Origin of the sequence: Roseibium denhamense, from assembly GCF_009711415.1 — a bacterium.
In the GTDB taxonomy this organism is placed as follows: Bacteria; Pseudomonadota; Alphaproteobacteria; order Rhizobiales; family Stappiaceae; genus Roseibium; species Roseibium denhamense.
The window spans coordinates 150,831-177,212 of sequence record NZ_SMLZ01000108.1 but is presented as its reverse complement, the minus strand read 5'-3'; the positions used below and the strand labels follow the sequence as shown (position 1 = coordinate 177,212).

At 58.0% G+C, this 26,382-nt stretch carries 19 protein-coding genes; 11 read left to right on the top strand and 8 right to left on the bottom strand.

The window, feature by feature from the left end; genetic code table 11:
- Positions 1-173 precede the first annotated feature (173 nt).
- The 6 genes from bamA to lpxB all read left to right on the top strand — a co-directional run bounded on the left by bamA (position 174) and on the right by lpxB (position 7,048).
- Positions 174-2,519, top strand: a complete 2,346-nt coding sequence (gene bamA, locus E1180_RS12235; RefSeq protein WP_425280916.1) for an outer membrane protein assembly factor BamA — start codon at positions 174-176, stop codon at positions 2,517-2,519.
- Between the two features lie 94 nt (positions 2,520-2,613).
- Positions 2,614-3,651, top strand: coding sequence for a UDP-3-O-(3-hydroxymyristoyl)glucosamine N-acyltransferase (gene lpxD / locus E1180_RS12230; protein WP_155191457.1), 1,038 nt, complete (start codon positions 2,614-2,616; stop codon positions 3,649-3,651).
- A gap of 49 nt (positions 3,652-3,700) precedes the next feature.
- Entirely contained in the window at positions 3,701-4,165 is a 465-nt protein-coding gene (gene fabZ / locus E1180_RS12225) for a 3-hydroxyacyl-ACP dehydratase FabZ (RefSeq protein ID WP_155191456.1), read from the top strand.
- A gap of 6 nt (positions 4,166-4,171) precedes the next feature.
- Positions 4,172-4,966: an acyl-ACP--UDP-N-acetylglucosamine O-acyltransferase gene (lpxA, locus tag E1180_RS12220; RefSeq protein WP_155191455.1), complete on the top strand. Its 795-nt coding sequence runs from the start codon at positions 4,172-4,174 to the stop codon at positions 4,964-4,966.
- Between the two features lie 16 nt (positions 4,967-4,982).
- Entirely contained in the window at positions 4,983-5,861 is an 879-nt protein-coding gene (locus E1180_RS12215; RefSeq protein ID WP_155191454.1) for an LpxI family protein, read from the top strand.
- Entirely contained in the window at positions 5,858-7,048 is a 1,191-nt protein-coding gene (gene lpxB / locus E1180_RS12210; protein WP_155191453.1) for a lipid-A-disaccharide synthase, read from the top strand. The genes E1180_RS12215 and lpxB overlap by 4 nt, the downstream gene beginning before the upstream one ends.
- 75 nt (positions 7,049-7,123) lie before the next feature.
- Here lpxB and E1180_RS12205 read toward each other — a convergent pair whose 3' ends face one another.
- Both E1180_RS12205 and E1180_RS12200 read right to left on the bottom strand, forming a co-directional pair.
- A complete protein-coding gene (locus tag E1180_RS12205) occupies positions 7,124-9,550 on the bottom strand; it encodes a methyl-accepting chemotaxis protein (protein ID WP_155191452.1) in 2,427 nt (808 codons plus the stop codon).
- A gap of 450 nt (positions 9,551-10,000) precedes the next feature.
- Positions 10,001-10,894 carry a LysR family transcriptional regulator gene (locus E1180_RS12200; RefSeq protein ID WP_155191451.1) on the bottom strand — a complete coding sequence of 298 codons (894 nt, stop codon included), beginning with the start codon at positions 10,892-10,894 and terminating at the stop codon, positions 10,001-10,003.
- 128 nt (positions 10,895-11,022) lie between these two features.
- Between E1180_RS12200 and E1180_RS12195 the strand changes: the two genes are divergently transcribed.
- Complete coding sequence (locus E1180_RS12195; protein ID WP_155191450.1) at positions 11,023-11,718, top strand: type 1 glutamine amidotransferase domain-containing protein; 696 nt, start codon at positions 11,023-11,025, stop codon at positions 11,716-11,718.
- Positions 11,719-11,815: 97 nt separating this feature from the next.
- On the opposite strand, the gene E1180_RS12190 is transcribed toward E1180_RS12195, so the two are convergent.
- From E1180_RS12190 to gltX, 4 genes are all read right to left on the bottom strand, one after another.
- Positions 11,816-13,669 (bottom strand): dihydroxy-acid dehydratase domain-containing protein, encoded by a 1,854-nt coding sequence (locus tag E1180_RS12190; RefSeq protein WP_155191449.1) that lies wholly within the window; start codon positions 13,667-13,669, stop codon positions 11,816-11,818.
- A 267-nt stretch (positions 13,670-13,936) separates the two neighbouring features.
- Entirely contained in the window at positions 13,937-15,235 is a 1,299-nt protein-coding gene (locus tag E1180_RS12185) for an amidase (protein ID WP_196220584.1), read from the bottom strand.
- 204 nt (positions 15,236-15,439) lie between these two features.
- Entirely contained in the window at positions 15,440-16,732 is a 1,293-nt protein-coding gene (gene gltA / locus E1180_RS12180) for a citrate synthase (protein ID WP_155191447.1), read from the bottom strand.
- A 227-nt stretch (positions 16,733-16,959) separates the two neighbouring features.
- Positions 16,960-18,390 (bottom strand): glutamate--tRNA ligase, encoded by a 1,431-nt coding sequence (gene gltX / locus E1180_RS12175; protein ID WP_155191446.1) that lies wholly within the window; start codon positions 18,388-18,390, stop codon positions 16,960-16,962.
- Between the two features lie 165 nt (positions 18,391-18,555).
- Here gltX and E1180_RS12170 point away from each other — a divergent pair, with 165 nt between their 5' ends.
- On the top strand, positions 18,556-20,994 hold the full coding sequence (locus E1180_RS12170) for a ComEC/Rec2 family competence protein (RefSeq protein WP_196220583.1): 2,439 nt from the start codon (positions 18,556-18,558) through the stop codon (positions 20,992-20,994).
- A 270-nt stretch (positions 20,995-21,264) separates the two neighbouring features.
- On the opposite strand, the gene lexA is transcribed toward E1180_RS12170, so the two are convergent.
- Both lexA and E1180_RS12160 read right to left on the bottom strand, forming a co-directional pair.
- Positions 21,265-21,975 carry a transcriptional repressor LexA gene (gene lexA / locus E1180_RS12165; RefSeq protein ID WP_155191444.1) on the bottom strand — a complete coding sequence of 237 codons (711 nt, stop codon included), beginning with the start codon at positions 21,973-21,975 and terminating at the stop codon, positions 21,265-21,267.
- 247 nt (positions 21,976-22,222) lie between these two features.
- Positions 22,223-22,897 (bottom strand): GntR family transcriptional regulator, encoded by a 675-nt coding sequence (locus tag E1180_RS12160; RefSeq protein WP_244314046.1) that lies wholly within the window; start codon positions 22,895-22,897, stop codon positions 22,223-22,225.
- Positions 22,898-23,240: 343 nt separating this feature from the next.
- Between E1180_RS12160 and E1180_RS12155 the strand changes: the two genes are divergently transcribed.
- Genes E1180_RS12155 through E1180_RS12145 form a run of 3 tightly spaced genes read left to right on the top strand, consistent with a single transcriptional unit; the run spans position 23,241 to position 26,382 of the window.
- Positions 23,241-24,200, top strand: coding sequence for a dihydrodipicolinate synthase family protein (locus E1180_RS12155; RefSeq protein WP_155191443.1), 960 nt, complete (start codon positions 23,241-23,243; stop codon positions 24,198-24,200).
- Positions 24,191-25,123 carry a 4-hydroxyproline epimerase gene (locus E1180_RS12150; RefSeq protein ID WP_155191442.1) on the top strand — a complete coding sequence of 311 codons (933 nt, stop codon included), beginning with the start codon at positions 24,191-24,193 and terminating at the stop codon, positions 25,121-25,123. The genes E1180_RS12155 and E1180_RS12150 overlap by 10 nt, the downstream gene beginning before the upstream one ends.
- Entirely contained in the window at positions 25,120-26,382 is a 1,263-nt protein-coding gene (locus E1180_RS12145) for an NAD(P)/FAD-dependent oxidoreductase (RefSeq protein WP_155191441.1), read from the top strand. The genes E1180_RS12150 and E1180_RS12145 overlap by 4 nt, the downstream gene beginning before the upstream one ends.

The window sequence follows — 26,382 nt, the reverse complement described above, 5'->3', positions numbered from 1 at the left end:
AGAATAAATCGCTTTCAGTCGATTGGGGCGGTTGCGTTATCGGTAAAAACCTATAAAACGTTGATCGGTTTCTGGGATTCTGCAGGGGGTATGCAGGGGTCCGGAAGGGGTGTTTATAAAAAAGGCATAGCGCACTAATGCAGCGATTGCAGAGACTTACTAAGGCCGTACTGTTGGCGGCTGCCGTTTTTTCCACCGGTTCCCTGCTGCCGGCCAGCTTCGGTCCTGTGGGCGGTGCCACACAAGCTGAGGCCGCGGTCGCACGCAATATTGAGGTGCGCGGAACCAGCCGAATTGATGCCGATACAGTGATTGGCTACATGACCATCGTGCCTGGGCGTTCCTACAGCGCTTTTGATGTCGATGAGTCGCTGAAGGCGCTTTATGCGACCGGGCTGTTCGAAACCGTCGAAATTACCCCGCGCGGTAGCACGGTTATCGTCACGGTGTCTGAAAGCCCGATCATCAATCGTGTCTCTTTTGAAGGTAACCGCCGGATCAAGGATGATGCGCTTGGAACGGCTGTCCGTTCGCAGCCGCGTACAAGCCTGTCCCGCGCCCGTGTCCAGACGGACGTCCAGAACATTCTGGAATCGTATCGCCGCAGCGGCCGTTTTGGTGCCTCCGTCGAGCCGAAAATCATTGATCGCGGCCAAGGGCGCGTCGATCTGGTTTTCGAAATCAATGAAGGCCAGAAAACCGGCGTTGAGCGTATCAGCTTCATCGGAAACAGCGCTTTCAGTGACGGCCGGTTGCGGGATGTGATCCGGACGCGCGAAAGCGGCTTGTTGAGCTGGCTGCGCAGCACAGACACCTACGATCCTGATCGTCTTGCGGCAGACGAAGAGCTCCTGCGTCAGTACTACAACCGCAAGGGTTACGCTGATTTCCGGATCGTGTCTGTCAGTGCAGACCTCGATCGTGAACAAAACATCTTTTACGTCACCTTCACTGTAGATGAGGGCGAGAAGTACGAAATTGGCGATGTTGAAGTCGTGTCCACGATTTCGGACGTCGACCCTGAGGAGCTTCGCAAACTTTTGCGGACCCGCCCAGGTCAGACATTCAACTCTCTGCGGGTTGAGCAGACCGTAGAGGATATCACCCTCCGTGTGTCCGAAGAGGGGTATGCATTCGCCCGCGTTCGTCCGCGTGGAGCCCGGAACTACGACGACAACACAATCTCTTTGATCTACTACGTCGAAGAGGGCGCGCGTACCTACATTGAGCGAATGAACGTGATCGGTAACGACCGGACGAGGGAATATGTCATCCGGCGCGAGTTCGATATCGCCGAAGGTGATGCGTTTAACCGGGCGCTCGTAGATAAGGCGACCCGCCGCCTGCGGAACCTTGGGTACTTCGAGCGGGTTGACGTGACGACCCAGCAGGGCAGTGCGCCGGACCGCGTGATTGTCAACGTCCGGGTAGAAGAAAAGCCGACAGGCGAGCTCTCCTTTGGTGTCGGTTACTCGACCGTGGATGGTATTGTCGGTGATGTATCCATCACAGAGAAGAACTTCCTCGGCCGCGGTCAATTCGTCAAACTTGGCGCAGGCGGAGGTGCTGACTCGCAGAAGTACGAGTTCCGGTTCATCGAGCCGTTCTTCATGGGGCGCCGGATCGCCTTGGACCTGGATCTTTATCGCAGGGTGAATGACGCAAACGACTATCGCTCGTTCGATCAGAAAGTCACTGGCGGCGGCTTCGGATTCACCTTGCCGTTGCGGGAAGACGAGCTGACACTGCGTCTGTTCTACAACATCTTCCAGGAAGACAATGAAGATCCGGACGGGAACTCCACGGGCATCAACAACTGTGACACCAGTGAACTTTCGCTTGCTGTTTGTGACTCGCTCGGAACCTATCTGACGTCTCTGGTCGGTTATGAGCTCAAGTACAACACGCTAGACCGCTTCATTAACCCGACGGATGGTTACTACCTCTCATTCGAACAGCAGTTTGCCGGCGTTGGTGGTGACAGCTACTACGTCAAAACCGAAGCTCAAGCGCGTGCTTACAAGGAAATCCTTGCAGACTACGGTGTTGTAGGAAGCTTGTCGGTTCGTGGCGGCAACATCATGGCTCTTGGTGATGAACGTCTTCGGGTGTCCGAGCAGTTCATGCTTGGTGGTAATCTTGTTCGGGGTTTTGAGAACCAGGGTATCGGACCTCGGGACTCTGCTACCGATGATGCGCTGGGTGGCCGCTTCTACTTTGCTGCATCTGCTGAGACACAGTTTCCGTTCCCAGTCCTTCCCAAGGAGTTCGGCTTGAGTGGAGCGGTTTTTGCTGACGCTGGCTCACTGTGGGACGCAGACAGCGATCTAGTGAACCTTGTTGAAGGTGGCACCAGCACGGTAGAGTCCAACGATCTTGCGATCCGGGCTTCGGTTGGTGCCGGGATCCGCTGGCAATCGCCATTCGGGCCGCTCCGGGCAGACTTTGCTTACCCGCTTGCCAAGGAAGATGCCGACAAGACACAGGTCTTCCGGCTGAGTGGCGGGACGCGCTTCTAAATCAGGGCGTCTTGAGTTAAAAGAACGGCCGCCGGTCCAACGGCGGCCGTTTTTGTTGGGCGCAGACCGGCTCCATGAAAAGGGCTCCAAACTTATGTCAGATCCGGGATTTTTTGAGTTTCCAGCGCATGTACGTTTGACGGATGTGGTGGCTTGGGCAGAAGCGGAGCTGGTTCGCGGCGACGAAGCTTTGGAACTGACTGCAGTTGCGCCCCTGGAGGACGCAACTCCGGGAAGTCTGGTGTTCTTTGACAATACAGCTTATCTCGACCAGCTATCGAAGACCCGAGCGGCCGCCTGTTTGGTAGGTAAACGCCACAAGGACAAGGTGCCGGACGGGGTAGCCGTTCTGGTGTGTGCGGATGCGTACCGGTCCTGGGGCAAGGTCCTGGCAAAACTCTACCCAGGCGCAATGGTGCCGGTTCAAGAAGGGCCGAAAGGTATTGCGGCATCGGCATTCGTTGATCCTACAGCTGTTCTGGAAGATGGCGTAACAGTTGAGCCGGGCGCGGTGATCGGTGCGAAAGCCGAGGTCGGGGCGGGAACTGTTATCCGGGCCAACGCAGTGATCGCGAATGGTGTCCGCATTGGCCGGGATTGCGTGATCGGACCGAATGCGACCGTTCAGCATTCCGTGCTAGGAAATCGGGTCTATCTCCATCCGGGTGTGTGTTGCGGCCAGGATGGGTTCGGTTACGCGATGGGGCCGCAAGGGCATCTGAAGGTGCCGCAGATCGGCCGTGTCATCATCCAGGATGATGTGGAAATCGGGGCGAATACGACCATCGACCGGGGCGCAAATCGCGATACCATCATTGGCGAAGGCACGAAGATCGATAATCAGGTGCAGATTGGACATAATGTCGTCATTGGCCGTCATTGCGTGCTGGTGTCGCAGGTCGGATTGTCGGGCAGTTGTACCCTCGAAGATTTTGTCGCAATTGGCGGGCAGACCGGTGTCCGCGGACATGTGCGTATCGGTATGGGCGCGCAAGTGGCAGCTGTGAGTGTGGTGAGTGAAGACCTTGCCCCTGGTGGCCGTTACGGCGGTGCGCCCGCAAAACCCGTAAAACAGTGGTTCCGCGAGGTTGCGACCTTGAGAAAACTGGCAGAACGCGGTAGCGGGTCTTAAGAGCTAAACGAGAAAGTACTTTTGGGCTTTGACGGCCAAGGGGCGGTTCATGGAAGAAACAGAAAAGACAACACTCGGCAGCGCCGACATCATGCGGATCATGAAACTGCTGCCGCATCGTTATCCTTTTTTGCTGATCGACAAGATTGTAGACATGGATGGCGACAACAGCTGTGTCGGCATCAAGAATGTCACGATCAACGAGCCGCAATTCACCGGACACTTTCCCGAGCGGCCAATTTTTCCAGGTGTTTTGCTGATTGAGGCAATGGCGCAGACAGCGGGAGCTTTGTGTGTGCACGCGCGCGGCGATGATGCGCCTCCCCAGCTCGTCTATTTTATGACAATCGACAAGGCGAAATTCCGGAAACCGGTAGAGCCTGGCGATCAAGTGCATTTTCACGTGAAGAAAATCAAACAGCGGTCGAATATCTGGAAGTTCGATGCCGTGGCTCTGGTGGATGGTGCCAAGGTCGCGGAAGCTGAAGTCAGCGCCATGTTGATAGATGCGTGAGGCGAGATGACCGAGATACATCCAACAGCGATCATTGAAGACGGTGCGCGTATCGGTGAAGGCGCCCAAATCGGGCCGTTTTGCCATGTCGGCAGTGATGTTGTTCTTGGGAACGGTGTTGTTCTCAAATCACATGCGGTGGTGGCTGGGGATACCCATATCGGGGACCGCACGCAGATTTTTCCGTTCGCCTCAATCGGCCACCAGGCTCAGGACCTGAAGTACCGCGGCGAGCACGCGACATTGCGGATCGGCGAAGACTGCATGATCCGTGAGGGTGTCACAATGAATGCCGGGACAGAGGGCGGCGGATCGTCAACGACGGTCGGCAACCGCTGTGCGTTTCTTGCCAACTCCCATGTCGGACATGATAGCCACCTTGGGGATGGTGTTATCCTGTCGAACAATGTCATGATCGCCGGGCACGTGACAGTGGGAGATCATGTGATCTTCGGCGGCGGCTCCGCCGTTATTCAGTTTACCCGGATCGGGCGAAACGCGTTCGTTGGCGGCATGGCGGGCCTGGAGAACGATTTGATTCCGTTTGGAATGGTTACCGGCAACCGGGCAAGCCTGGAAGGTCTAAATCTTGTTGGCCTGAAGCGGGCAAACTTTCCGCGCGAGCAGATCCATGCCTTGAGGGCGGCATACCGGGAGCTGTTTGAAAGCGGTGAAGGAACGCTCAGAACCCGTGCCGAGGCCATCGCGGCTGCGACGGATGATCAGCCTCTCGTCAAACTGGTAACGGATTTCATCCTTGAAAAGGCAGACGGCCGTTACTGCACGCCGCGAAGCGAGTAGGGCGGTGGCCAACGCTATGGCCTCTTCCGGTGACAGCACGCCCGTTGCTCTGATCGCGGGGAACGGCCAGCTGCCGTTGCAGGCGCTTGCCGAGCTTGAGCGGGCGGGCCGCGCGGCCCTGGTGATTGCGATTAAAGGCGAAGCCGATGAGCGGACCCGGAAACGGGCGTCTGCGGAACTCGGCTGGGGCGAAATTGGGCGCCTATATGCATTCTTGAAGAAAAACGGCTGCCGGGAGATCCTTCTGATCGGCGGCGTTGCTAAACGGCCAGACTTCAGCGCTGTCCTTGGCGACCTTGGAACCTTGAAACGGCTCCCAACGATCATTCGCGCGCTTGCCGGCGGCGATGACAGCTTGCTGACGAAGGTTATTCGCCTGTTTGAAGATGAAGGATATCAGGTGGTTGGGATAAAGGATGTTGCACCTGGGCTTCTGGCCAGCAGCGGTGTTTTGGGCAATGTCCAGCCGGCGGATACGGATTGGAGCGATCTGGAGCTTGCGCTGAGAGCAACAGACCGTCTCGGCGAACTCGATATCGGACAGGCGGCGGTTGCCGTCGGCAACCGGGTCATCGCGCTGGAGGGCGCCGAAGGGACGGATGCGATGCTTCAAAGATGCGCCGATTTGCGCCAAACAGGAAGAGTTCGCTCCAAGGGCCGTGCAGGGGTTCTGGTCAAAGCGGCAAAGCCGTCGCAGGATCTTCGGGTGGATTTGCCGACTGTTGGTCCGAGGACCGTCGAACTTGCTCTTGCAGCTGGCTTGTCCGGCATCGCTATTGAGGCTGGCGGGGGATTGATCGCGGATAAGGAGGAGACCCTTGCCAAGGCCGACAAGGCGGGCCTCTTCATTGTCGGGATCGACCGGTCGCCCCCTGCGGAGCCCGGTGACAGATGAACGCTCCAGCTCCGGTGGTCTGTATTGTCGCTGGCGAAGAGTCCGGTGATCAGTTGGGCGCGGAGCTGATCAAGGCTCTGAATGTCCGCCTTGGCGAGGGTGTCAGATATTGCGGCGTCGGCGCAGAGCGCATGACGGCACTTGGGTTGACCAGCTTCTTCGACATGTCCGATGTGTCGGTGATGGGCTTAAGCGCGGTCTTGGCCCGGTTGCCGCTGATCATCCGGCGGGTCTATCAGACAGTTGATGCTGTGATTGCGGCCGATCCTGACGTGCTCATCATCATCGATAGCCCGGATTTCACCCACAATGTTGCCAAACGCGTGCGCAAACGCGCACCGCATATTCCGGTTGTCGGATACGTATCGCCATCCGTCTGGGCCTGGCGGCCGGGCCGGGCACGAAAAATGAGCGTCTATGTAGACGAACTGCTTGCCTTGCTCCCGTTTGAGCCCGGTGTGCATGAAAGACTATCGGGCCCGCGAACCCATTACGTCGGCCATCCTTTGAGTGAGATGGTGGACGATCTCCGGCCCGCACCGGGGGAAAGGCTTCCGGTTTCGGCGGATCAAAAAACCTTGCTGGTGCTTCCCGGCAGCCGCGGCAGCGAGATCGACCGGTTAATGGATGTATTCGGGGAAACCGTAGCGCTGGCCGCAGAAGGCAATCCTGACCTCAAGGTTGTGCTGCCCGCCGTTCCGCATCTTGAAGACCGTATTCGATCGGCAGCTGAGACATGGCGGGTCAAGCCGGACGTCGTGGCCGGTTTGGAGGCCAAGCGGCACGCCTTTCACAAGGCGCATGCGGCGCTAGCAGCATCCGGCACAGTGACGCTGGAGCTGGCACTTGCGGGCGTTCCCATGGTGGTTGCCTACAAGGTGGACTGGTTCTTCCGGCGGCTCAAGGAGCTCAACCGGCTCTTCAAGTTTGCAAGCGTTGAGTCTTTTGTTCTTCCAAACATCATACTCGAGGCAAAGGCGATCCCGGAGTTCCTGGACGATGACGTTCAGCCCCCGGTGCTTGCAGCCCATTTGACATCACTTCTCACAGACAGTGCTGAAAGAACGGCGCAACTCAAGGAGCTGTCACGCCTTGAAGAAGTGATGCGCTTGCCGGAGGGATACAGTCAGAGCGCTGCGGCAGCGGATGTTGTGCTTGGTGTGCTGGAAACCCGGAAGAAGGCATGACAAAAGGGCGCTGAAGCTCAAAATAAAGGGGCCGTGCGGCCCCTTTATCGTGCTTTATCTCACCTTGGTTCAGCGCTAGGCGTTCGCAACATTATCCAGAAAATGGGCGACTTCCTGCTTCAGGTGATCGGTTTTTTGCGACAACTCGCCGGAAGCGCTCAGCACGAGAGTGGCAGAATCGCTGGTTTGTCCGACGGCCTGCGACAGTTCCGACATATTGGTCTTGACCGCACCGGTTCCCTCCGCTGCTTTTTGAACATTCACCGAGATCTCATTGGTCGCCGCCCCTTGCTGTTCGACGGCTGCGGCAATTGTTGAGGTGTATTCGTTGACCTCTTCCATGGTCCGGGTGATGTTTTCGATTGCATCGACGGCCTCTTGCGTCGATCCCTGGATAGCGGAAATCTGAGACGAGATTTCTTCCGTGGCTTTGGATGTCTGGGTGGCCAGTTCCTTTACCTCGGCTGCGACCACCGCAAAGCCTTTCCCGGCTTCTCCCGCACGGGCTGCCTCGATCGTTGCATTCAGCGCAAGTAGGTTGGTCTGTTCGGCAATTGCCTGGATCAAGGTCACCACTTCACCGATTTTGGTGGCTGCGGACGACAGGCTTTGAACCTTCTCATTGGTGACCTGTGTGCCTTCGGTCGCACGGCTGACGACTTGTGTTGTCTGGCTCACCTGGCGGGAAATTTCCTGGATTGAAGCCGCCAGTTCTTCCGCCGCGCTTGCAACCGTTTCCACATTCTGCGTTGCTTCGTCCGTGACGCCGTATGTGCTTTCGGCAAGGCTGGAGTTCTGGCTTGCAATCGCGCTGAGGCTCTGCGCAGTGCCATCCAGTGTATGCGCGGTTTCATCAACCGAGCTCAAGACACCTGTCGCCTTTTCCCGGAAGTCCGAAATGAGTGCCTCGATTTGAGCCTGGCGTTCTGCCCGGCGCTCCTGGCCCCGCTCTGTTTCCGATTGGAGGCGCACGCGCTCCACGGCATTATCGCGGAACACCTGAAGGGTGCGGCTCATGTCTCCGATTTCATCGCCGCGGTGTGTGCCGTCGATGTCAACATCGGTGTCGCCCTCCGCAAGCCGTGACATGGTTTCCGTGGTTCTGCGCAACGGACGGGTGACCGCAAAGTTGAGCGCAAGCGCCAATCCGATACCGGCGCCCAAGGCTGTGAGAACGGCAATCGTGATGGTGCTCAAGGCATTTTTGCTTGATTGCTGTGCTGTGGCACTTTGATCATCTGAAATCGCTGTAATGTCTGCCTGAACGGCGCCAGACAGGGCCTTCAGACTGGCGATCTCCTGATCAAGTGCGTAACGCCCCTCGGCATATTCCGAAAAGATGCTGTCGAACTCCGAAATCGCATCCGAGACCCCGCCAAGCTTTTCTGCGATAACTGGAAAGGCAAAGGTTTCCATCATGAGATCGGAGTCAATGGACTGAAGGCCAGCCAATCCGGCCTTGACCGCATCCTGCGCCGCCGCATCAGGTTTTATCGAAAACTGAAGCGTGGCAGCGCTGACCGCTGATGCGTTCCCCTCAAGCTTCAGCGCCTTGCTGGCGATCAGGTTTGCAGTTGCGAAGTTCTCGTTGATGGCCGCCGCATCGCCATAGGCTTGATCGGTCGCCTTGTTGGCCTGTGTGCGGATGTTCTTCGTTGCAGTCACCAGTTCTTCAAAGCCGGCTTTTGCCGCATCGCGCAAATCAAAGATCTCAATGTAGTCCTTGGTGGTCGACAGTTTGTCGATCTGGACCGCGATCTCCTCGGTCTTGCTGGCAATCAACTCGACAACGTTCTTGTCGATGCCTTGAAAACTGTTTGAGGTCATCTGCTTGGCTTGAGGCACAAGCGCTGCCATCCGGGTCTTCACTTCTTCGAGCTTGGGGGTGCTGTTCGTCGATTCATTGAACAGATTTTGAAGTGTCAGGGCCTCTTCCTGAATACCGCCTGCCGATTGGCCGAGCTTATTGGCGAGATAAATGGTTTCACGGGCCAATGTATCTTGCTGCTGAAATTCAGCGCGCGCCTTTTCTGCCTCGTCCAGGATCTCTGCTGAAAGTTGCCGAAGGCGCATAAGCGCCGCCTCGAGCCTCTGTTGCTTGTCATCCTGGGCGCCGGACAGCGTAACGGTGCTTTCAAATATTGTTCTGAACTCGTTCACGGCTGCCATGGCGTCGGTCACCCGGGTCTGCGCAACCGGGTCGCCGTTCAGTTGGGCATTCAACGAATTTAACTCGGCAGATAGGGTATCAATCTCCGAGATTGCCGTCTGCGCGCTCGAAAGGTCGCCGCTCGAAAGGAATTCTTCGCGTTTTCCGGCAAGGTTTTGCAGTTGAGCGATTGCCGATGTTGATTGGCGCGCGACGTCCATCCGCTCGGCCAGGGTCAGGACGCTATAGGCGCCAACACCACCTGCTAGGGTGGTCAAGGCCACAACAGTTGCGAAACTGCCGCCGATTTTTTTGCCAAGTTTCAGGTCGGAAGCAACGTTCGGAAATTTCATTTCAAACCCTCAGGAAGCAGAGTAGGTACAGCATCTGTTGTTTCTGAGGTAAATATATAGAATAGGTATCCTTATTATTTGTAAATGATCAATTCAATTTTATTAATTTTCAATATTTATAGTAGATATGTAATAAATATGAATTTATACTCTAACATGCATCGTTAAAAATAGGGTGTTTTTTTAGATTCGTTTTGACATTAGAATCAAGAGGCGAACTTAGCGCGAGAAATAGTCACAATATATTTTGGTTAAGCTGCTTGGTGGGGAAAATTTCCGATATGACGCAGATCGGGAAAAAAGATGACTTGCACCTCTTTCTGTTCCGCTGCGTCAATCGATGCGTGCAATTCATCCAAAGACAGCTCGTAATCAGCCTTGTCAATTTTTTCGAGCCCTTTGCAGTTATGCAAATTTACCCGTGGGCGAGCGCAGGCCAGAGGGGGCGATTCAGTTCTGTGCAAGGGACTGCTTTGAGAAGTCCAGCAAAAGCCGTAGGTTTTTGGACATCGAAGCGCCGGGCGGAAATACGCCATAAAACGCGATTGGCAGCAGTTTGATATCTGGAAGAACCGCTTCAAGCCTGCCATCCTCGATCCGGGGCAGGGCGTCGTAAGCGGGAATACGCCCAAGACCGAGACCGGCCTCTACAAATGCGGTGCGTGCTGCCGCATTGTTGGTTGCGATTGATCCGGACGGTTCGAAATGCACCGATTGTCCGTTTTCAAGGGTGAACTCGATCTCCCGGGCCCGCTCATAGACAACCCACTCATGCTGCTGCAGATCGTCGATTGTCTTTGGCCTGGATGATGTGTTCAGATAGCCGGGCGACCCGCAAAGACAGGTGTGCAGGGTGGCGAGTTTGGTTGCTTGAAGATCTGAGTTTTCGAGCCGTCCGCCCCGGAACGCAATGTCATAGCCGCCCTTCAGGATATCGACCACCTCATCGGTGAAATCGATACTCAGCTTGATCTTTGGATAGGCTTTCCGGAACGCGCTGAAGATAGGCACCATGCGTCCCAACCCCATGCTGACCGGACAGGAAATGCGTAAGGACCCCTCCGGCTCATGCTTGAACCTCTCCACCACATGTTGCGCGGCTTGTGCTTCCCGCAGGATGGTTTCGCAATGCGTGTAAAGCTGCTGTCCGGCCTCCGTCACGCTTAACCTGCGCGTCGAACGGTTCAGGAGTTTCAGACCATAGAGGGTCTCCAGCTTCTTGATGTGATAGCTGACGACGGCTCTGGACAGGCCAAGGTGTTTGCCTGCGGCACTGAAGGTACCGCGATTGACCACCTGTGCGAACACCATAAGGCTTTTCAGTTGTTCGATGGACACATCCATGAAAGACCCTATTGTTCTAAAAATTATAACAGTATGATCCAATATCTCCCCGTTGGAAAGTTGGATCAAGCAAACTACCTCCAGGGCTCCCGGCGTTTTGCCGGTATTTAAAACCCAAGGAGACAGATATGCCGAACACAACCGGTCCGAAGATCCTGATGGTTCTGACCAGTCACGAAGATTTGGGAACTACAGGCGAGAAAACCGGGTTCTGGGTCGAGGAGTTTGCCGCGCCCTACTATGTGTTCAAGGACGCAGGGGCGGCCATCACGCTTGCATCGCTGAAAGGCGGCCAGCCGCCAATTGATCCGAAGAGCTCCGACCCATCGGCCGCAACCGACGCCACCCGCCGTTTCGATGCGGACAAGGACGCCCAAGATCAGCTCGCTTCGACCGTGGTCCTATCGGATGTCAATCCGGACGAGTTCGATGCCGTGTTTTATCCGGGCGGCCACGGTCCCTTGTGGGATCTGACAGGCGATAAGACATCCATTGGCCTGATTGAGGCTTTGTTCAATGCCGGACGCCCTGTTGGCGCGGTCTGCCATGCACCAGCCGTTCTCCTGAACGCCAAGACATCAGACGGTGCGCCTTTGGTTCAGGGCCGGAAAGTTGCAGGGTTCAGCAATGATGAGGAAGATGCGGTTGGCCTGACAAACATCGTTCCGTTCTTGCTTGAGGACGAGCTGAAAGGTAAGGGCGGGCATTATGAGCGCGCAGACAGCTGGGCATCCTTTTCCGTCCAGGACGGAAACCTCTTCACCGGCCAGAACCCGGCAAGCTCCGAAGCTGTTGCCCACGACATGCTGAAGGCACTGGGCTAAAGGCACTGCCGGAGACGGAAAAAAGGCGGCGCGTTGGCGCCGCCTTTTTTGGTAATCCGAAGGTCCGCCTTTTCATCGGCATCCCGGTCGGTTGGTTCTATCCCTGCCGGTGACGGTTGCGCGGTTCAAAACCCGACTTCTCGGCCGGACGCAGATCGCGCACCCAGACTTCGCGGTTCGGATGCAGGCCGCCGCCGCGCACTGCCGGAACAGCGGTATGCCTTGCGCGATGAAGCAACCGGGTGTCCGCCGTGCCGCAATTCGGATGAATGCCGCCATTGTCGGCAACAGCCTTTTCCCAGACCGCCTTGCGCGCGGACAGAGTTGCTGCGTCGTCAAGCGCCGGGCAGTTCACGGTGTTTGTGTTGAGATCAACGATGATCTCGTCGCCATCTTCAACAAAGGCTATCGGCCCGCCAAGGGCGGCTTCCGGACCCACGTGACCAATCACCAGACCGACTGAGCCGCCCGAGAAGCGTGCATCCGTCATGAGAGCAATCACGATGCCGCGCTCACGGCACAAGGTCGTGATGCGCGAGGTCGGATCGAGCATTTCCGGCATGCCTGGACCGCCGCTTGGCCCATCGTAGCGCACGATGACCATGTCATGGTCCTGGAAGCTGTCCGGTGCTTCGTCGAGCGCCTGGATCAGACCGGCTTCGCGTTCGAACACGCGCGCCCGGCCTTTGAACAGATTGTCTTCCAATCCGCCCTCAACGCCGGCAAGCTTCAGGATTGCCGAGAAGTCCGGAGACAGGTTCCCGCCGAGCATGCGGAGCCCGCCGGTCGGCTTGAAGGGATCGGCAACCGTATGGATGACGTCGCCATCAGGCGCAGCGGCATTCAGATCCGACACTTGTTCGGCCAGTGTGCGCCCGGTGCAGGTCATCATGTCGCCATTCAACAGGCCTGCATCCAGAAGTTCCTTGACGATGACCTGAACGCCGCCGACCCGGTCGATGTCGAGCATCGAGTATTTGCCATAGGGTCGCGCATTGGTCAGAACCGGCACCACATGCTGTGACAGGTGATTGAACTCTTCCGGGGTCATCACATCGCGCCAGAAATGCTCATAACCGGCAGCCCGGGCGATTTCCGGAACGTGCAGAACAACGTTTGTGGATCCGCCAATTGCCATGGCGACAATGATCGCATTCCGCAGGGAATCGCGCTTCACGATATCGCGCGGCTTAAGGCCCTTTTCCATCATCGCCGCAAGGTAGGAGACCAGCTGCTGCGGGAATTCTTCGAGGCGGCGCGGATCATCGGAGGGCGGGGCAACCATGTGGAGCGGTTGCAGGCCGACCACACCGATGAAGGTCTGCATGGTGTTGTAGGTGAACATGCCGCCGCAGCTGCCAATGCCAGGGCAGGCGTTGCAGGCAATGCGGTTCCGGACCGCTTCGTCCGGGTGGGCTGCAACCTGGTAGGCGCTGACGATGTCCAGCATCTCGCCCGTTTCCGGGTCCTTGCCGGGGCGGATCGTGCCGTCCGACATGATGATGGCCGGTTCGTTGTGCTCCAATACGGCCGCCATGGTCCCGACCGGTGGCTTGTCGCACGCAACAACCGCGATGGTTCCGGCAAGACCGGAGGCCTCGAGGTGCTCACACAGGCCATCATTGGTCACTTCACGGCCGATGAGCGAATAGCGCATTTCGCGAGTGCCATTGCGGATTCCGTCGGAGGTCGCGATTGTGTACTCCGGCTGGACGAGCCTGTACTTCAGCTGGCCGTCCCCGCTCCCAATCCGCGATTTCAGATGTTCGTGAATGGCGTCCACTTTCCGGGCAACGCCGAGATAGCACTGACTGTCGCCTTTGGTCCCGACAACGCCAACCGAAGGTTCGTGGATCAGCGCAGGATCGGTTCCCAGCTCCCGCGCGACTCCAATCGTTTGTGCGGACCGGCCCGGGTGGCGGTCAATCAGGACAATTCTCGATTTGGTCATGTGTCACTTCTTGTTTATTGCGCGTCCCCCCGCGCGTGTCTTTGTCCCTATCCCTGGATAGCTACGGGGTGTTTATGCTTGTAATCGACACTGTCACAATTTCAACAGGGAATCGGCAGCCGGGGTTGCGCAGCGTCAGCCTGAACAATGCAAAATGACCTGGGAACTCCTCAACACCTCGCCAAACCAATTCGTTTGAGGTGACGATGGCGGGTCAATAAGCGTGCTTTCGCAACGAAGTGACTCAGTTAGAGACATCCGCCTGCTTCAATCCGGCCAGTCCGGTTCGGGCAGGAGATTCTCAACCCAACGTGCCCAGCGAAGCAGGGTTTCATCGCCGCCCCGTTTGCCGATCAATTGAACACCGACAGGCAAGCCTGTGTCGCCCTTAAAACCGGGTAGGGAGATGCAGGGGCCGTGCAGCACCGTCCACATCCGGCTGAAAAGCGGATCGCCGGTTTTCTCAAGGCCTTCAGGAGCTTCGCCAACAGCGGCTGGCGCGATGATGAAATCGGTGCCGCCAAACAGTGTGTCCATGTGGCGGCGGCAGCGCGCTGCAACCTCTTCGGCAGCGGCAAGGTCAGCCTTGTTTTGCTGCAACCCCTCCAAAATGACCGTTTGGAGCTGCGGACTGAGTTCGTCCCGATGATCCTGCCACTCTGTTTTCAGGCTATGTGCAGCGCCGGCAGTGAAGAACGTGTTTTGCACGTCGGCAAGATCTGCAAAGTCCGGTGGGAGGTCCGGTTCGCTCACAACTGCGCCTGCGTTGGACAGCCGGTCCATCGTGGCCTCCAGCGCCCGCTTGCTGGCTAGATCGGCTGTTTCCCAATGTGCCGTTCGAATGACCGCCACTTTCGGGTTCGGGAGCCCTTTTGGCTCCGGGCTCGCAGCCGTTTTTCCCTCCAGCGCATTCAGGATCAGCGCAATATCGTCAACGCGCCGGGCAAAGAAGCCCAGCGTGTCCAGGGCCGGAGCCAGAGGCTTCACCCCGTTCAGGCTAAACCGTCCATAATCGGCTTTTAATCCGGTAACACCGTTGAACGACGCCGGCCGGACAACGGACCCCACGGTCTGGCTACCATAGGCCAGAGGCACCATCCTGGCCGCGACGGCGGCCGCGGATCCGCTGGAAGATCCACCCGGTGTGTGCGCCGGATTGTGCGGGTTCGACGTTTTTCCCGGACAGAACGTTGCGAATTCGGTCGTTACCGTTTTTCCCAGAATGACAGCCCCAGCAGCGCGCAGACGCGCAACGCTCTCGGCGTCTGTCTGCGGGCGATGCCCGGCGTAAATCGAGGATCCGTAAGCCGTCGGCATGTCAAAGGTATCGAAGATGTCCTTCACCGCCACCGGTACCCCATGAAGCGGACCCGCAGGAGCGGATTGGTCACATTGGCGGGCCTGCGCCAGAGCCGCTTCAGGATCGAGATACTCCCAGGCGTTGATGACGGGTTCGAGGGACCGAATGCGTTCCAGACATGCTTCCACAACGGCCACAGCGGTCGTCTGTCCGGTCCGGATCTGCTCCGCAAGCTCAACGGCCGTACGTGACCAAAGCGGCTCCATTTGCCCTCCCATGCGATCTTAAATCGTCAGCTAGCCACAATATGCTGGAAACACAAAGGCCTTCAATCCGGTCCGGCAGCGCTGGGGTTCATGTGCTGGTCGCGGGCGCGGTAAAGCAAATGCGAGTTGGTCCGCTCTGATCGAGAAACGAAAAACCCCGGATCAATGATCCGGGGTTTGGCAAAATCAGAAGATTTGCGGCGCTTAGCGCCGCTGATCGATCGGCGTATAGTCGCGGCGGGTTGCTCCGGTATACAGCTGACGCGGGCGGCCGATACGCTGGGACGGATCTTCCACCATTTCCTTCCACTGTGCGATCCAGCCAACAGTCCGTGCAAGTGCGAACAGCACGGTAAACATGTTGGTCGGGAAACCGAGCGCACGCAGGGTGATGCCCGAGTAGAAATCGATATTCGGATAGAGCTTCTTCTCGATGAAGTACTCGTCGTTCAAAGCGATCTTCTCAAGTTCCATCGCGATGTCGAGCAGCGGATCATCCTTGATGCCGAGCTCGCCCAGAACCTCGTGACAGGTCTTCTGCATGATCTTGGCACGCGGATCGTAGTTCTTGTACACGCGGTGGCCGAAGCCCATCAGGCGGAACGGGTCGTTCTTGTCTTTCGCACGGGCCACATATTCCGGGATCTGGTCAACGGAGCCAATCTCGGCAAGCATGCTTAGGGCCGCTTCGTTGGCGCCGCCATGTGCAGGGCCCCAAAGGCAGGCAATGCCTGCTGCAATGCAGGCAAACGGGTTCGCCCCCGACGAACCGGCCAGGCGGACGGTTGATGTGGATGCGTTCTGCTCATGATCTGCATGAAGAATAAAGATGCGGTCCATGGCGCGCGCGAGGACCGGGTTTACCTTGTATTCCTCGCAAGGAACCGCAAAGCACATATGCAGGAAGTTCGATGAGTAGTCGAGGTTGTTGCGCGGGTAAACGAAAGGCTGGCCAACGTGGTATTTATAGGCCATGGCAGCGATCGTCGGCATCTTCGCAATCATCCGCAGGGAGGCGACCATGCGCTGATGCGGGTCGGTGATGTCCGTGCTGTCGTGATAGAACGCAGACAGGGCGCCAACGGTGCCGCACATGATGGCCATCGGGTGGGCGTCGCGGCGGAAGCCGGCGAAGAAGCGGTTCATCTGCTCATGGATCATCGTGTGATAGGTCACACGATTTACGAAGTCGTCTTTTTGAGCTTTCGTCGGCAGCTCGCCATAAAGCAGCAGATAACAAGTTTCGAGGAAATCACCATGGTCGGCGAGTTGTTCGATCGGGTAGCCCCGGTAGAGGAGCGTGCCTTCGTCGCCGTCGATGTAAGTGATTTTGGATTCGCAGGACGCGGTTGAGGTGAAGCCCGGGTCGTAGGTGAACATCCCGGTATCCTTGTAAAGGGATGAGATGTTCACAACCGACGGTCCGATGGATCCGTCAAGGACGTTAAAAGCGTGATCACCGCTTCCAACGTGGAGCTTGGCGTTGTTGTCGGCCATTCAGAAAACCCCCTGTTTGTTATCCAATCGCACCGCCGGACGGCAGGCCTTAGAAGAAGACCCGATCCACAAAGCCGGTCGGCGCTGGAGGAATGGTCGCGTCTTGCCTATCCCATTTGCCGCACTGCCGCAAGCAGGCGGGCATACCGCTTTGGTCAAAGAGGCCGGGTTTGACGTAAACGTCATACCAGGCCTCGTTTTTTGCCGTCTTCACCGTCTGGATAACTTCAGGATTTGGCGGCCTGATCGTGGATGCGGGCAAGAGATTCATCACGCCCCAGTGCAATCAGAACGTCATAAATACCCGGAGACGTACCGCGGCCGGTGAGGGCGGCGCGCAGCGGCTGGGCGACTTTTCCCAGCTTCAGCTCTTTTTGCTCCGCATAGGCTTTGACTGCCGTTTCAAGAGGCTCCGCAGCCCAACCGGAAACACCTTCCAGAACTGCATGAAGGTCACCCAGAATGGCCTTGGCGTCATCGTTCAGGATTTTGTCGGCCTTCTCGTCTGTGTCGAGCGGGCGCGGCCGCCACAGATAGGAAGCGCTTTCGGTCAGTTCGACCAGCGTCTTGGCGCGTTCCTTGAGGCCGGGCAGGGCGGTGAGCGCAGTTGCAGCATTTTTGGCGTCCGCCATCCATGCAAGCACATCCTTGCCGCCGTCGGCATGGGCCAAGTAAACCTTCCAGTGGTCCAGAAGCTCGGCATCTTCCGTCGCCCGCATGTAGTGGCCGTTCAGGTTTTCCAGTTTCTTGAAGTCGAACCTTGCAGCCGACTGGCCAACCGCATCCATCCCGAACCACTTGATCATGTCACTGAGCGCCATGATCTCCTCGTCGCCATGGCTCCAGCCTAGGCGTGCAAGGTAGTTGCGCATGGCCTGGGGCAGATACCCCATGGCCCGGTAGGCCTCGGCGCCGGTCGCACCATGGCGTTTGGACAGTTTTGCACCATCCGGTCCATGGATCAGGGGAATATGCGCCATGGCCGGCACGTCCCAGCCGAGGGCCTTGAAAATCAGGGTCTGCCGCGCCGCGTTGGTCAGGTGATCGACGCCTCTGATAATATGAGTCACGGCCATATCGTGATCATCGACAACGACCGCCAGCATGTAGGTGGGTGTCCCGTCGGAGCGCATCAGTACGAAGTCGTCAAGATCCTTGTTCGGAATGACCACACGGCCCTGCACCATGTCATCAACGACGGTTTCCCCGTCTTCCGGTGCTTTCAAGCGGATAACCGGGTCGACCCCGTCCGGTGCTTCCGAAGCATCCTTGTTGCGCCACGTTCCGTCATACCGGGGCGGGCGCCCCTCCGCGCGCGCCTTTTCACGCATGGCATCGACTTCTTCCGGTGTGGAATAGCACCGGTAGGCCGACCCGTTTGCGAGCATCGCTTCCACGGCCTCTTTGTGGCGGTCAAGTCTCGAAAACTGGGAGATCGGCTCGCCATCCCAATCCAGCCCCAACCAGGACAAACCGTCCATGATGGCGTCAACGGCTTCCTGTGTGGACCGAGCGCGGTCGGTATCCTCGATCCGGAGCAACATCTTGCCGCCGGCATGTTTGGCGAACAGCCAGTTGAACAAGGCTGTGCGGGCGCCGCCAATGTGAAGGAAGCCGGTCGGAGAGGGCGCGAAGCGCGTAACGATGTCTTTAGCCATGGTTCTTTTTGATTGTCTCTGTCAGAATAGCGGGGCTGTTAACGCGCCGCTTCGGGATGTGGCGCGGTCTTAGCACAGGCTTTGACGCGGCAAAATAGGGGGCTCCGCCTTTCGTCAAGGCGCGGGCAGAAAGGCTAGGGGATGGGAGGGACAAACACCCAGCCTGTGGATCGTATAAACCGTGCGCGCAACGGCCAGCCCCTTTCTGAATCAACTGAAATATCCGGTCCTGCGGGCGCCTTTGAGGGCCGGTCCCGAGCCCGTTCACCAATCGACCGGTTCCTGCCGGGGCGCACGGGCGCGGAAAGTGTGCAGACCGGGCGGGATCGGGAGGCCTTCTGGGATCAAAAAGGCTTGCTGTGCCTCGCCTTTTCTTACTGCGGCGGCATAGGCCTTTATGCGGTTCTGCCGCAGGAACCGCTCTGGCTGGCGGTGGCAGCCTTGATGGCGGCAATCGCTGGAACCGCCTATTTCTGCGGATACGGGCGGTCACTGGCTCTTCTTCTGGTGTTGACCTTACTCGGAGGCGTGTGCGCGGGGGCTTTGCGGTCGGATCTCGTTGCCGGGCCAAAACTTGCAGAGCCGGTCACCGCGGCGCTTGTTGGAACCGTCCTCAGTAGTCAGGCCGGGGTGTCTGGCCCGCGCCTTGTTCTTAAAGTCGAGGCCATTAACAAAGTGCCGGCGGCAGCGCTCAGGTTTCCCGAAAAAGTCCGTATCCGGGTCCCGCCTGCAAGCACTCATTCCGTTGGCGAGACGATCTCACTCCGCGCCCGGCTTTTTCCGCCATCCGGACCGGTCATGCCGGGCGGATATGACTTTTCCTTCCGTGCTTTTTTCCAGACGCTTGGGGCAACCGGATACAGCTATGGTCCGCCCAGAAAGGTTCCCGCCGAAGACGTAACGACGGGCATATATCTGGCCGGAAAGGTTGACCGGTTTCGCCAGTACTTGAGCGGCCAAATCCGGGAGAGCCTCAAGGAAGGGCCATCCTCCGCACTTGCTGTCGCCCTTCTGGTGGGAGACCGGAACGGCATTAGCGATCAGGAAGAAGAAGATCTCAGGGCTGCCGGACTTGCCCATATCCTGGCCATATCGGGTCTTCATATGGCGCTGTTCGCAGGGGGCGCTTACAGCGTGCTCCTGTTTGTGTTTGCCGCAATCGGTCCGGTTGCGGTGCGATGGCCGATCCACAAACTGGCGGCCATAGCCGCATTGGCAGCTGCGGTCTTTTATCTTGTCATTTCTGGGGCGTCGGTGGCGACCCAGCGGTCGTTTCTCATGATCGCACTGGTCTTTCTGGGCGTGGTGGCCGGCCGGCGTGGCCTCACGCTTCGCAGCGTGGCCTTGGCGGCGCTGTTTTTGCTGCTCCTTGCGCCCGAGCGCTTGTTTCACCCAGGCTTTCAAATGTCTTTTGCCGCCGTGGTGTGCCTTGTTGCTGTTTATGATGGCTGGCGCGACCGCTCCTCCGAGCGTCTGCGGAACCGGCGGCCCCATGGGCTGCCCGTACAAGTGATCCGCTTTTGCGGCAAATGGGCCGCAGGGCTTATCGTGACAGCCGCCGTTGCTGGCCTGGCCACCGGGATCATTGGGGCCTATCATTTTGGGCGGATAGCACCTTACGGATTGATCGGCAACCTGCTCGGGATGCCCGTATTCTCGCTCATTGTCATGCCGATGGGAGTGCTTGCCCTTGTTTTGATGCCATTCGGGCTCGCCAGCCTGCCGTTAGCTGTCATGGCGTTTGCTCTTGAGGTCCTTATGGAGATCGCAGCGTTCACCGCCGCGTTGAGTGCGGGAAGCGGTGCCATCGGAAACCTGCCGGCGTTCGCCACGCTCTGGCTCATGACCGGCTTGTTTCTGGGGCTGCTGGCGCAAGGGCGCTGGCGCGTGCTGGCCGTCGGGCCGTTTGTCGCAGCAGCTGCGGTCTTGTGGGATCACCGGCCTCCGGACGTTCAAATCAGTGATACCGGTATGCGCCTTGCCGCACGGGATTCAGAAGGGGTTCTGAAATTGTCGGACAGCCGCTCTTCCTTTGTTTCTGATGTCTGGCTGCAGGCTGATGGATCACGTGTGCAAACGATCAAATCGCGCAAGATGAAATCGCCTCAGCGGAAATGTGATGCAAGCGGCTGCATTACGGCAGCTTACTCTGCGCACCAGAGCATTCCGGTGGGCGGGGGCGGCAGCCACCTCCTGATTTCTCAGCCAAAGACTGCGGAAGCCCTTCGGGAGGATTGTCATCGTGCCGATTTGATCGTGACCGATCTGATCGCTCCGCAAAATTGCCCTGCGCTTGTTTTTGATGGGCCTTTCCGGCGGGAAAAAGGAGCAATTTCGATCTGGCTGGCGCGGCCGGACCGCGGTCAATACGGTCCGTCCGAACAAATGCAAGCGCGGTCTGCTGCCAAAACCGAACCGGTGAAGGAACGCGTGTCTGACGCAAACAGGGGTCGGTCAAATATCTCAAAGATGCGCTTTGCCTTGTCAGCGCCAAAGCGGCCCTGGCACAAGGACGGCACTGTCACCAACAGGAGCTTGCGTGAACAAATCGCCGCTTTTTTGCGTGAACGCGGTAAAGATGCCAGCCCGTCTACCGCCTATTGAAATCAAGCATCGCCGCGTGACAGAGCAGCGGTAATTCGCTTGAGCACCCAAAGACCCATAACTCTTCTGGCATACGGCGTTTCTGACCCGGGGGCACCGGCCCTGCATTAACGCGTCTTTTGGTCGAGGCGATCAGTCCGTATTCGGTCCCCTGCCGACTTCAGCGCTTGGGGTTAGCGCCTCCCCGGTCTTTCGGGACACAGGCCGGGTCCGCCGCTCCATCTACCGCATCATTTGATCCAGCTGCTGCCCGCGCCGGACCCAGTCACGTCAATATTGCCGGAACAGCGCCACAAGGCGCCCCTGGACGCGCACCCGGCCCGGCCCAAAAATGCGGGTCTCATAAGCCGGATTTGCCGCTTCCAGCGCGATTGAAGCACCTTTTTTGCGCAGCCGCTTCAATGTGGCTTCCTCGTCATCCACGAGTGCGACAACAATGTCGCCGCTGTCCGCGGTGCTTGTGCGCCGGATGAGCACCGTGTCGCCATCCAGAATACCTGCCTCGATCATGGAGTCGCCGCGCACTTCAAGAGCGTAATGTTCGCCTTTGCCAAGCAGCTCCGGCGGAACCGTGATCGAGTGGCTGTGGGTCTGAATGGCCTCGATCGGCACGCCCGCAGCAATGCGTCCCATGACCGGAATTTCAATGCCGCTGGTCTCCGGCTCAGGGGCCGGTTTAGCGGGCTCCGGTTTTCCGAGCGAGCCCTCGATGACCTCAGGGGAAAAGCTGCCACGCGGGCGCGGCGCGCCAAGACCCGGCGCAATCGAATCGGGGAGGCGGACAACTTCCATCGCCCTAGCCCGGTTCGGAAGACGGCGGATGAAGCCGCGCTCCTCCAGCGCCGTTATCAGCCGGTGAATTCCGGACTTGGATCTGAGATCCAGCGCTTCCTTCATCTCATCGAAGGACGGCGGAACGCCTGTTTCCTTGAGTCTTTCATGGATGAACATGAGCAGTTCGTACTGCTTGCGCGTCAACATTGCTGCAGATCCTCTCGCGCTCGCGGCGCTTGTGAAACAAATCAAGAACACACTACCTGTTCTTATTGTGTTCTGCAAGGGTAAACGTTCTCTTACTGTTCTCGTTTCTGGATTTGTCCGCACGTAGACAGGCCGTTTAAAACCGTGCGTTCCGTTCAGACCAATTTAGAAGCTGCCGAAGTCTTCATCCGTGTCTGATTCCGCAATATCAATGCATTCGCAGGTCAGTTGAGGTGGAAGGGCTTGATCAAGCTCCGTCCCGGCCTTCCGCCAGCTTTCGCAGAAGGGATGTTTTTGCGCCCAGGATATGCGCGCGGGTTAGGTCCGCGGCGCGGTCTGCATCCGCCGCCGCGCAGGCATCGAGGATTGCAACATGCTCCGCCTCTGCGCGCGCCATGCCATCAGTCAGCAGGAGCTGTGCCCGGATTTGGCGCTCGACACGGTCCAGCGCATTTGCGGCAACGTCCTTGAAGTAGGAGAGGGTGCTCGCCGCATAAAGTGTCTCGTGAAAATCCCGGTTCAGATCGCCCCAGGTCATTGGATCGTCAGAGATGGAAAAGGCGGCACATTTTTGGCGGGCATCGGCCAGGAGGTCTGTGGTCATATTGGGCACGGCATTTCGGATAATGTCCGGTTCGAGCAAGGCTCTCAGGTCGAATATCTCAGCGGTTTCCGCCGGTGAGAGGGTGGCGACAACCGCTCCCTTGTAGCGCTGGGTGGTGACCAGCCCGTGCTCCTCCAGCCGGGAGATGGCTTCGCGGACGGGAATGCGGCTTGTGTTGAACAGCTTTGCGATTTCGTCCTGACGCAAAGGTTCGCCTTCCTGGAACTGTCCTTCGATTATCGCCTTGCGAAGGGCGTCGAATATGATCGACGACGCTGACGCAGTCGCCGAAATGTCCATAGATTTCAACTTCATCATGCCATGCCCTTGTTGCTGTTGTTTTAGGCGAAAGCAGCTTCCTGCGAAAGGAGTTTCCGGCATTGATAATTTAATATTGGATATTGGATCCAAAATGAGATAGCGATTTGTGAGGGAAGGAATTCCGGTGCGTGGCAGGTGGTCGCTTGGCGTTGCAATAGTGGTGTTGGCCTCCCGGTGCCGGACCTGCAGTGGTTTTCCGATGGGGTCCTGTCCGTCCCGGAGCGGACAGGCGTGCCGGCCCGCAAAGGGCCCGCACGCTCGGCGTTTTCCGGCAAGCGTGGGCGTGATCACGCAAAAAGAGCATTTGCGGCCAAGGGCCGGTTTTGAAGAGGATAAGGCAATGACGACAAGCGTGTTTTCCGGATGTATGCCGGCTTTGATGACCCCGTGCGATTCAGACCGTCGGCCGGATTTTGGCGCGCTTGTTCAAAAAGGCGAAGAGCTGATCGCGCAGGGAATGTCCGCTGTTATCTATTGTGGATCCATGGGCGATTGGCCGCTCCTGAGCGATGAAGAGCGGATGGAGGGGGTCGAGCGGCTTGTTGTCGCCGGTGTTCCGGTTGTGGTTGGCACCGGTGCGATAAACACCAAGTCCGCAGCGGCGCACGCGGCGCATGCGCAAAAAGTTGGAGCGCGCGGGCTTATGGTGATCCCCCGGGTATTATCCCGAGGGAGTTCGCTTGCCGCGCAGCGTGATCACTTCAGCGCGGTTTTATCGGCCGCACCGGATCTGCCCGCAGTAATTTACAACAGCCCGTATTATGGCTTTGCGACCCGTGCGGATCTTTTTTTCGAGTTGCGGTCCAGGTTCAAAAATCTGGTCGGCTTCAAGGAGTTCGGCGGGCCGGACGACCTGCGCTATGCCGCTGAAAACATCACCTCCCAGGAGGATGATGTAACCTTGATGGTCGGCGTCGATACAGCCGTCTTTCATGGCTTTGTCAATTGCGGGGCAACCGGTGCAATCACCGGGATAGGTAATGCCTTGCCGAAAGAGGTGCTGCATCTGGTCAAGCTTTGCCAAAAGGCAGCAGAAGGACATGTCGGAGCCCGTGCCAAGGCACGTGAACTGGAAGAGGCCCTGGCCGTATTGTCCAGTTTTGATGAGGGCCCCGATCTCGTTCTCTATTACAAACATCTCATGGTGTTGAATGGCGAAGACGCCTACCGTCATCATTTCAACGAGACCGATTCCCTTAGTCCGGCCCAGCAACGGTATGTTGAAGATCAGTATCAGCTGTTCCGGTCCTGGTATGCGGATTGGTCAATGCAAGGGGGTGTTGTTGCCGAATGCGGGTGATTGACAGTCATACGGCGGGCGAGCCGACACGTGTCGTGATCGAGGGCGGCCCGGACCTTGGCGAGGGCAGCCTTGCAGACAAGGTGCGCCGGCTCGAGCAAGACCACATTGATTTTTTTGGAGCTGTGGTCAATGAACCGCGCGGCCATGAGGCAATGGTTGGGGCGCTCTTGCTGCCGCCGTCGCGCCCGGACTGCGCTGCCGCCGTGATTTACTTCAACACATTGCAATGTCTTGGAATGTGCGGGCACGCAACGATCGGGCTGGCTGCAACGCTTCACCATCTCGGCCGGATTGAGCTTGGCCGCCACCGGATTGAAACACCCGTCGGGATTGTCGAAGTTCATCTGGCGGATGCCAATACCGCGTCCATTGTGAATGTCGAAAGCTACCGGCTGCACAAGGATATCGCGGTTGATGTGCCGGGTTTCGGTCCGGTGGCCGGTGATGTCGCCTGGGGCGGCAACTGGTTCTTCCTGATGAAAGACAGCCCGGTTCCCCTGGAACTGGAAAATGTCCGCGCTCTGACCGATTTTACTCTGACCTTGCGGAAAGCGCTGGAAGAAGCGGGTGTTACCGGAGAGGTAGGGGCCTGGATCGACCATATCGAGCTTTCCGGTCCAGCGAAGAACCCAAGTGCCGACAGCCGAAACTTTGTCCTGTGTCCGGGCGGAGCCTTTGACCGGTCTCCCTGTGGCACCGGTTCATCTGCAAAGCTTGCCTGCCTTGCAGGCGACGGGCTTTTGGCGCCGGAAACAGACTATGTGCAGGAGAGCATTATCGGGAGCACCTACCGCCTGAGCTACCAAAAGGGCGAGCAAGGCGGCGTTATCCCGACGATCACTGGGCAGGCGTTTGTCACGTCAGAGGCCAATCTGATTTTTGCCCCCGCAGATCCTTACCGGTCCGGGTTTACCGCATGACGCAGTCTCAAGAAGGACCGCACAAAGAAGATGTTGCCATTGTCGGTGGGGGCGTCCTCGGGATTTGTTCCGCGCTTGCCCTTCAGGAGGCTGGCCGAAAAGTTGTGATCATCGACCGCGCCGAGGACGGTTTGAAAACCTCCGAGGGCAACGCCGGTGCGTTTGCCTTTACCGAAGTTATGCCGCTTGCGGCCCCCGGTATCATGTTGAAAGCGCCGAAATGGCTTCTCGATCCGCTCGGACCTTTAGCGGTTCCGCCAAGTTATGCCCTGAAGATTGCGCCATGGATGTTGCGGTTTTGGCGGGCCAGCTGGCCGGACCGGTACAGGGCGTCCATTCAACACCAGGCCGAGTTGATGCGCCTCACGCAGACGGCTCTGGAGGACCTGATCAAAACGGTGGGCGGCGAAGAGTTGATGTGCCGGGAAGGGCAGTTGCAGCTTTTTGAAGGCCGCCGCAGCTTTGAGGCGGATTTGCCTGCACGCAAGGCGAAAACCGAACATGGGATCCGCTTTGAGGTCCTGGAGAGCCATGGTGCCATAGCGGACATTCAGCCCGGATTGTCGGACCAATTTACCCATGCGGTATTCACTCCTGACTGGATGAACACAATTGACCCCGCGGCTTGGCTCCGCCATCTGACTGGCATTTTCCTGAGCCGGGGTGGCGGATTTATCGAGGAAGAGGTTCAAAAACTGGCTCCCGGGGAAGACGGGATTGCCCTGCAATGCAAGGGTAAGAGGGTGCTGGCGCGCCAGGTGGTTGTGTGCGCAGGCGCCTGGTCACATCAGCTTGCGAAAACCATCGGTGACACGATCCCGCTGGAAACGGAGCGGGGCTACAACACCACGCTTCCGCAAGGGGCTTTTGATATCCGCACCCATTTGACCTTTTCCGATCACGGTTTTGTCGCAAGCCGCAACAAGGGTGGCGTGCGCATCGGCGGAGCGGTTGAACTCGGCGGGCTCAAGCTGCCCCCCAATTACAAACGGTCAAAAGCGCTCTTGGAGAAGGCGAAGAGCTTTTTGCCCGGGCTGGAAGCTGAGGGCGGGACGGAATGGATGGGCTACCGGCCGTCCCTTCCGGACAGTCTTCCGGTCATCAGCCGGGCCAGCGCAGATCCCAGGGTCATCTACGCCTTTGGACACGGCCATCTTGGGCTCACCCAATCGGCAGGGACGGGCCGGCTTGTTGCCGAGCTTGCGCAGGACAGAGCGCCTTCAATCGACCTCAAGCCATTGTCGGGAACGCGGTTCTAA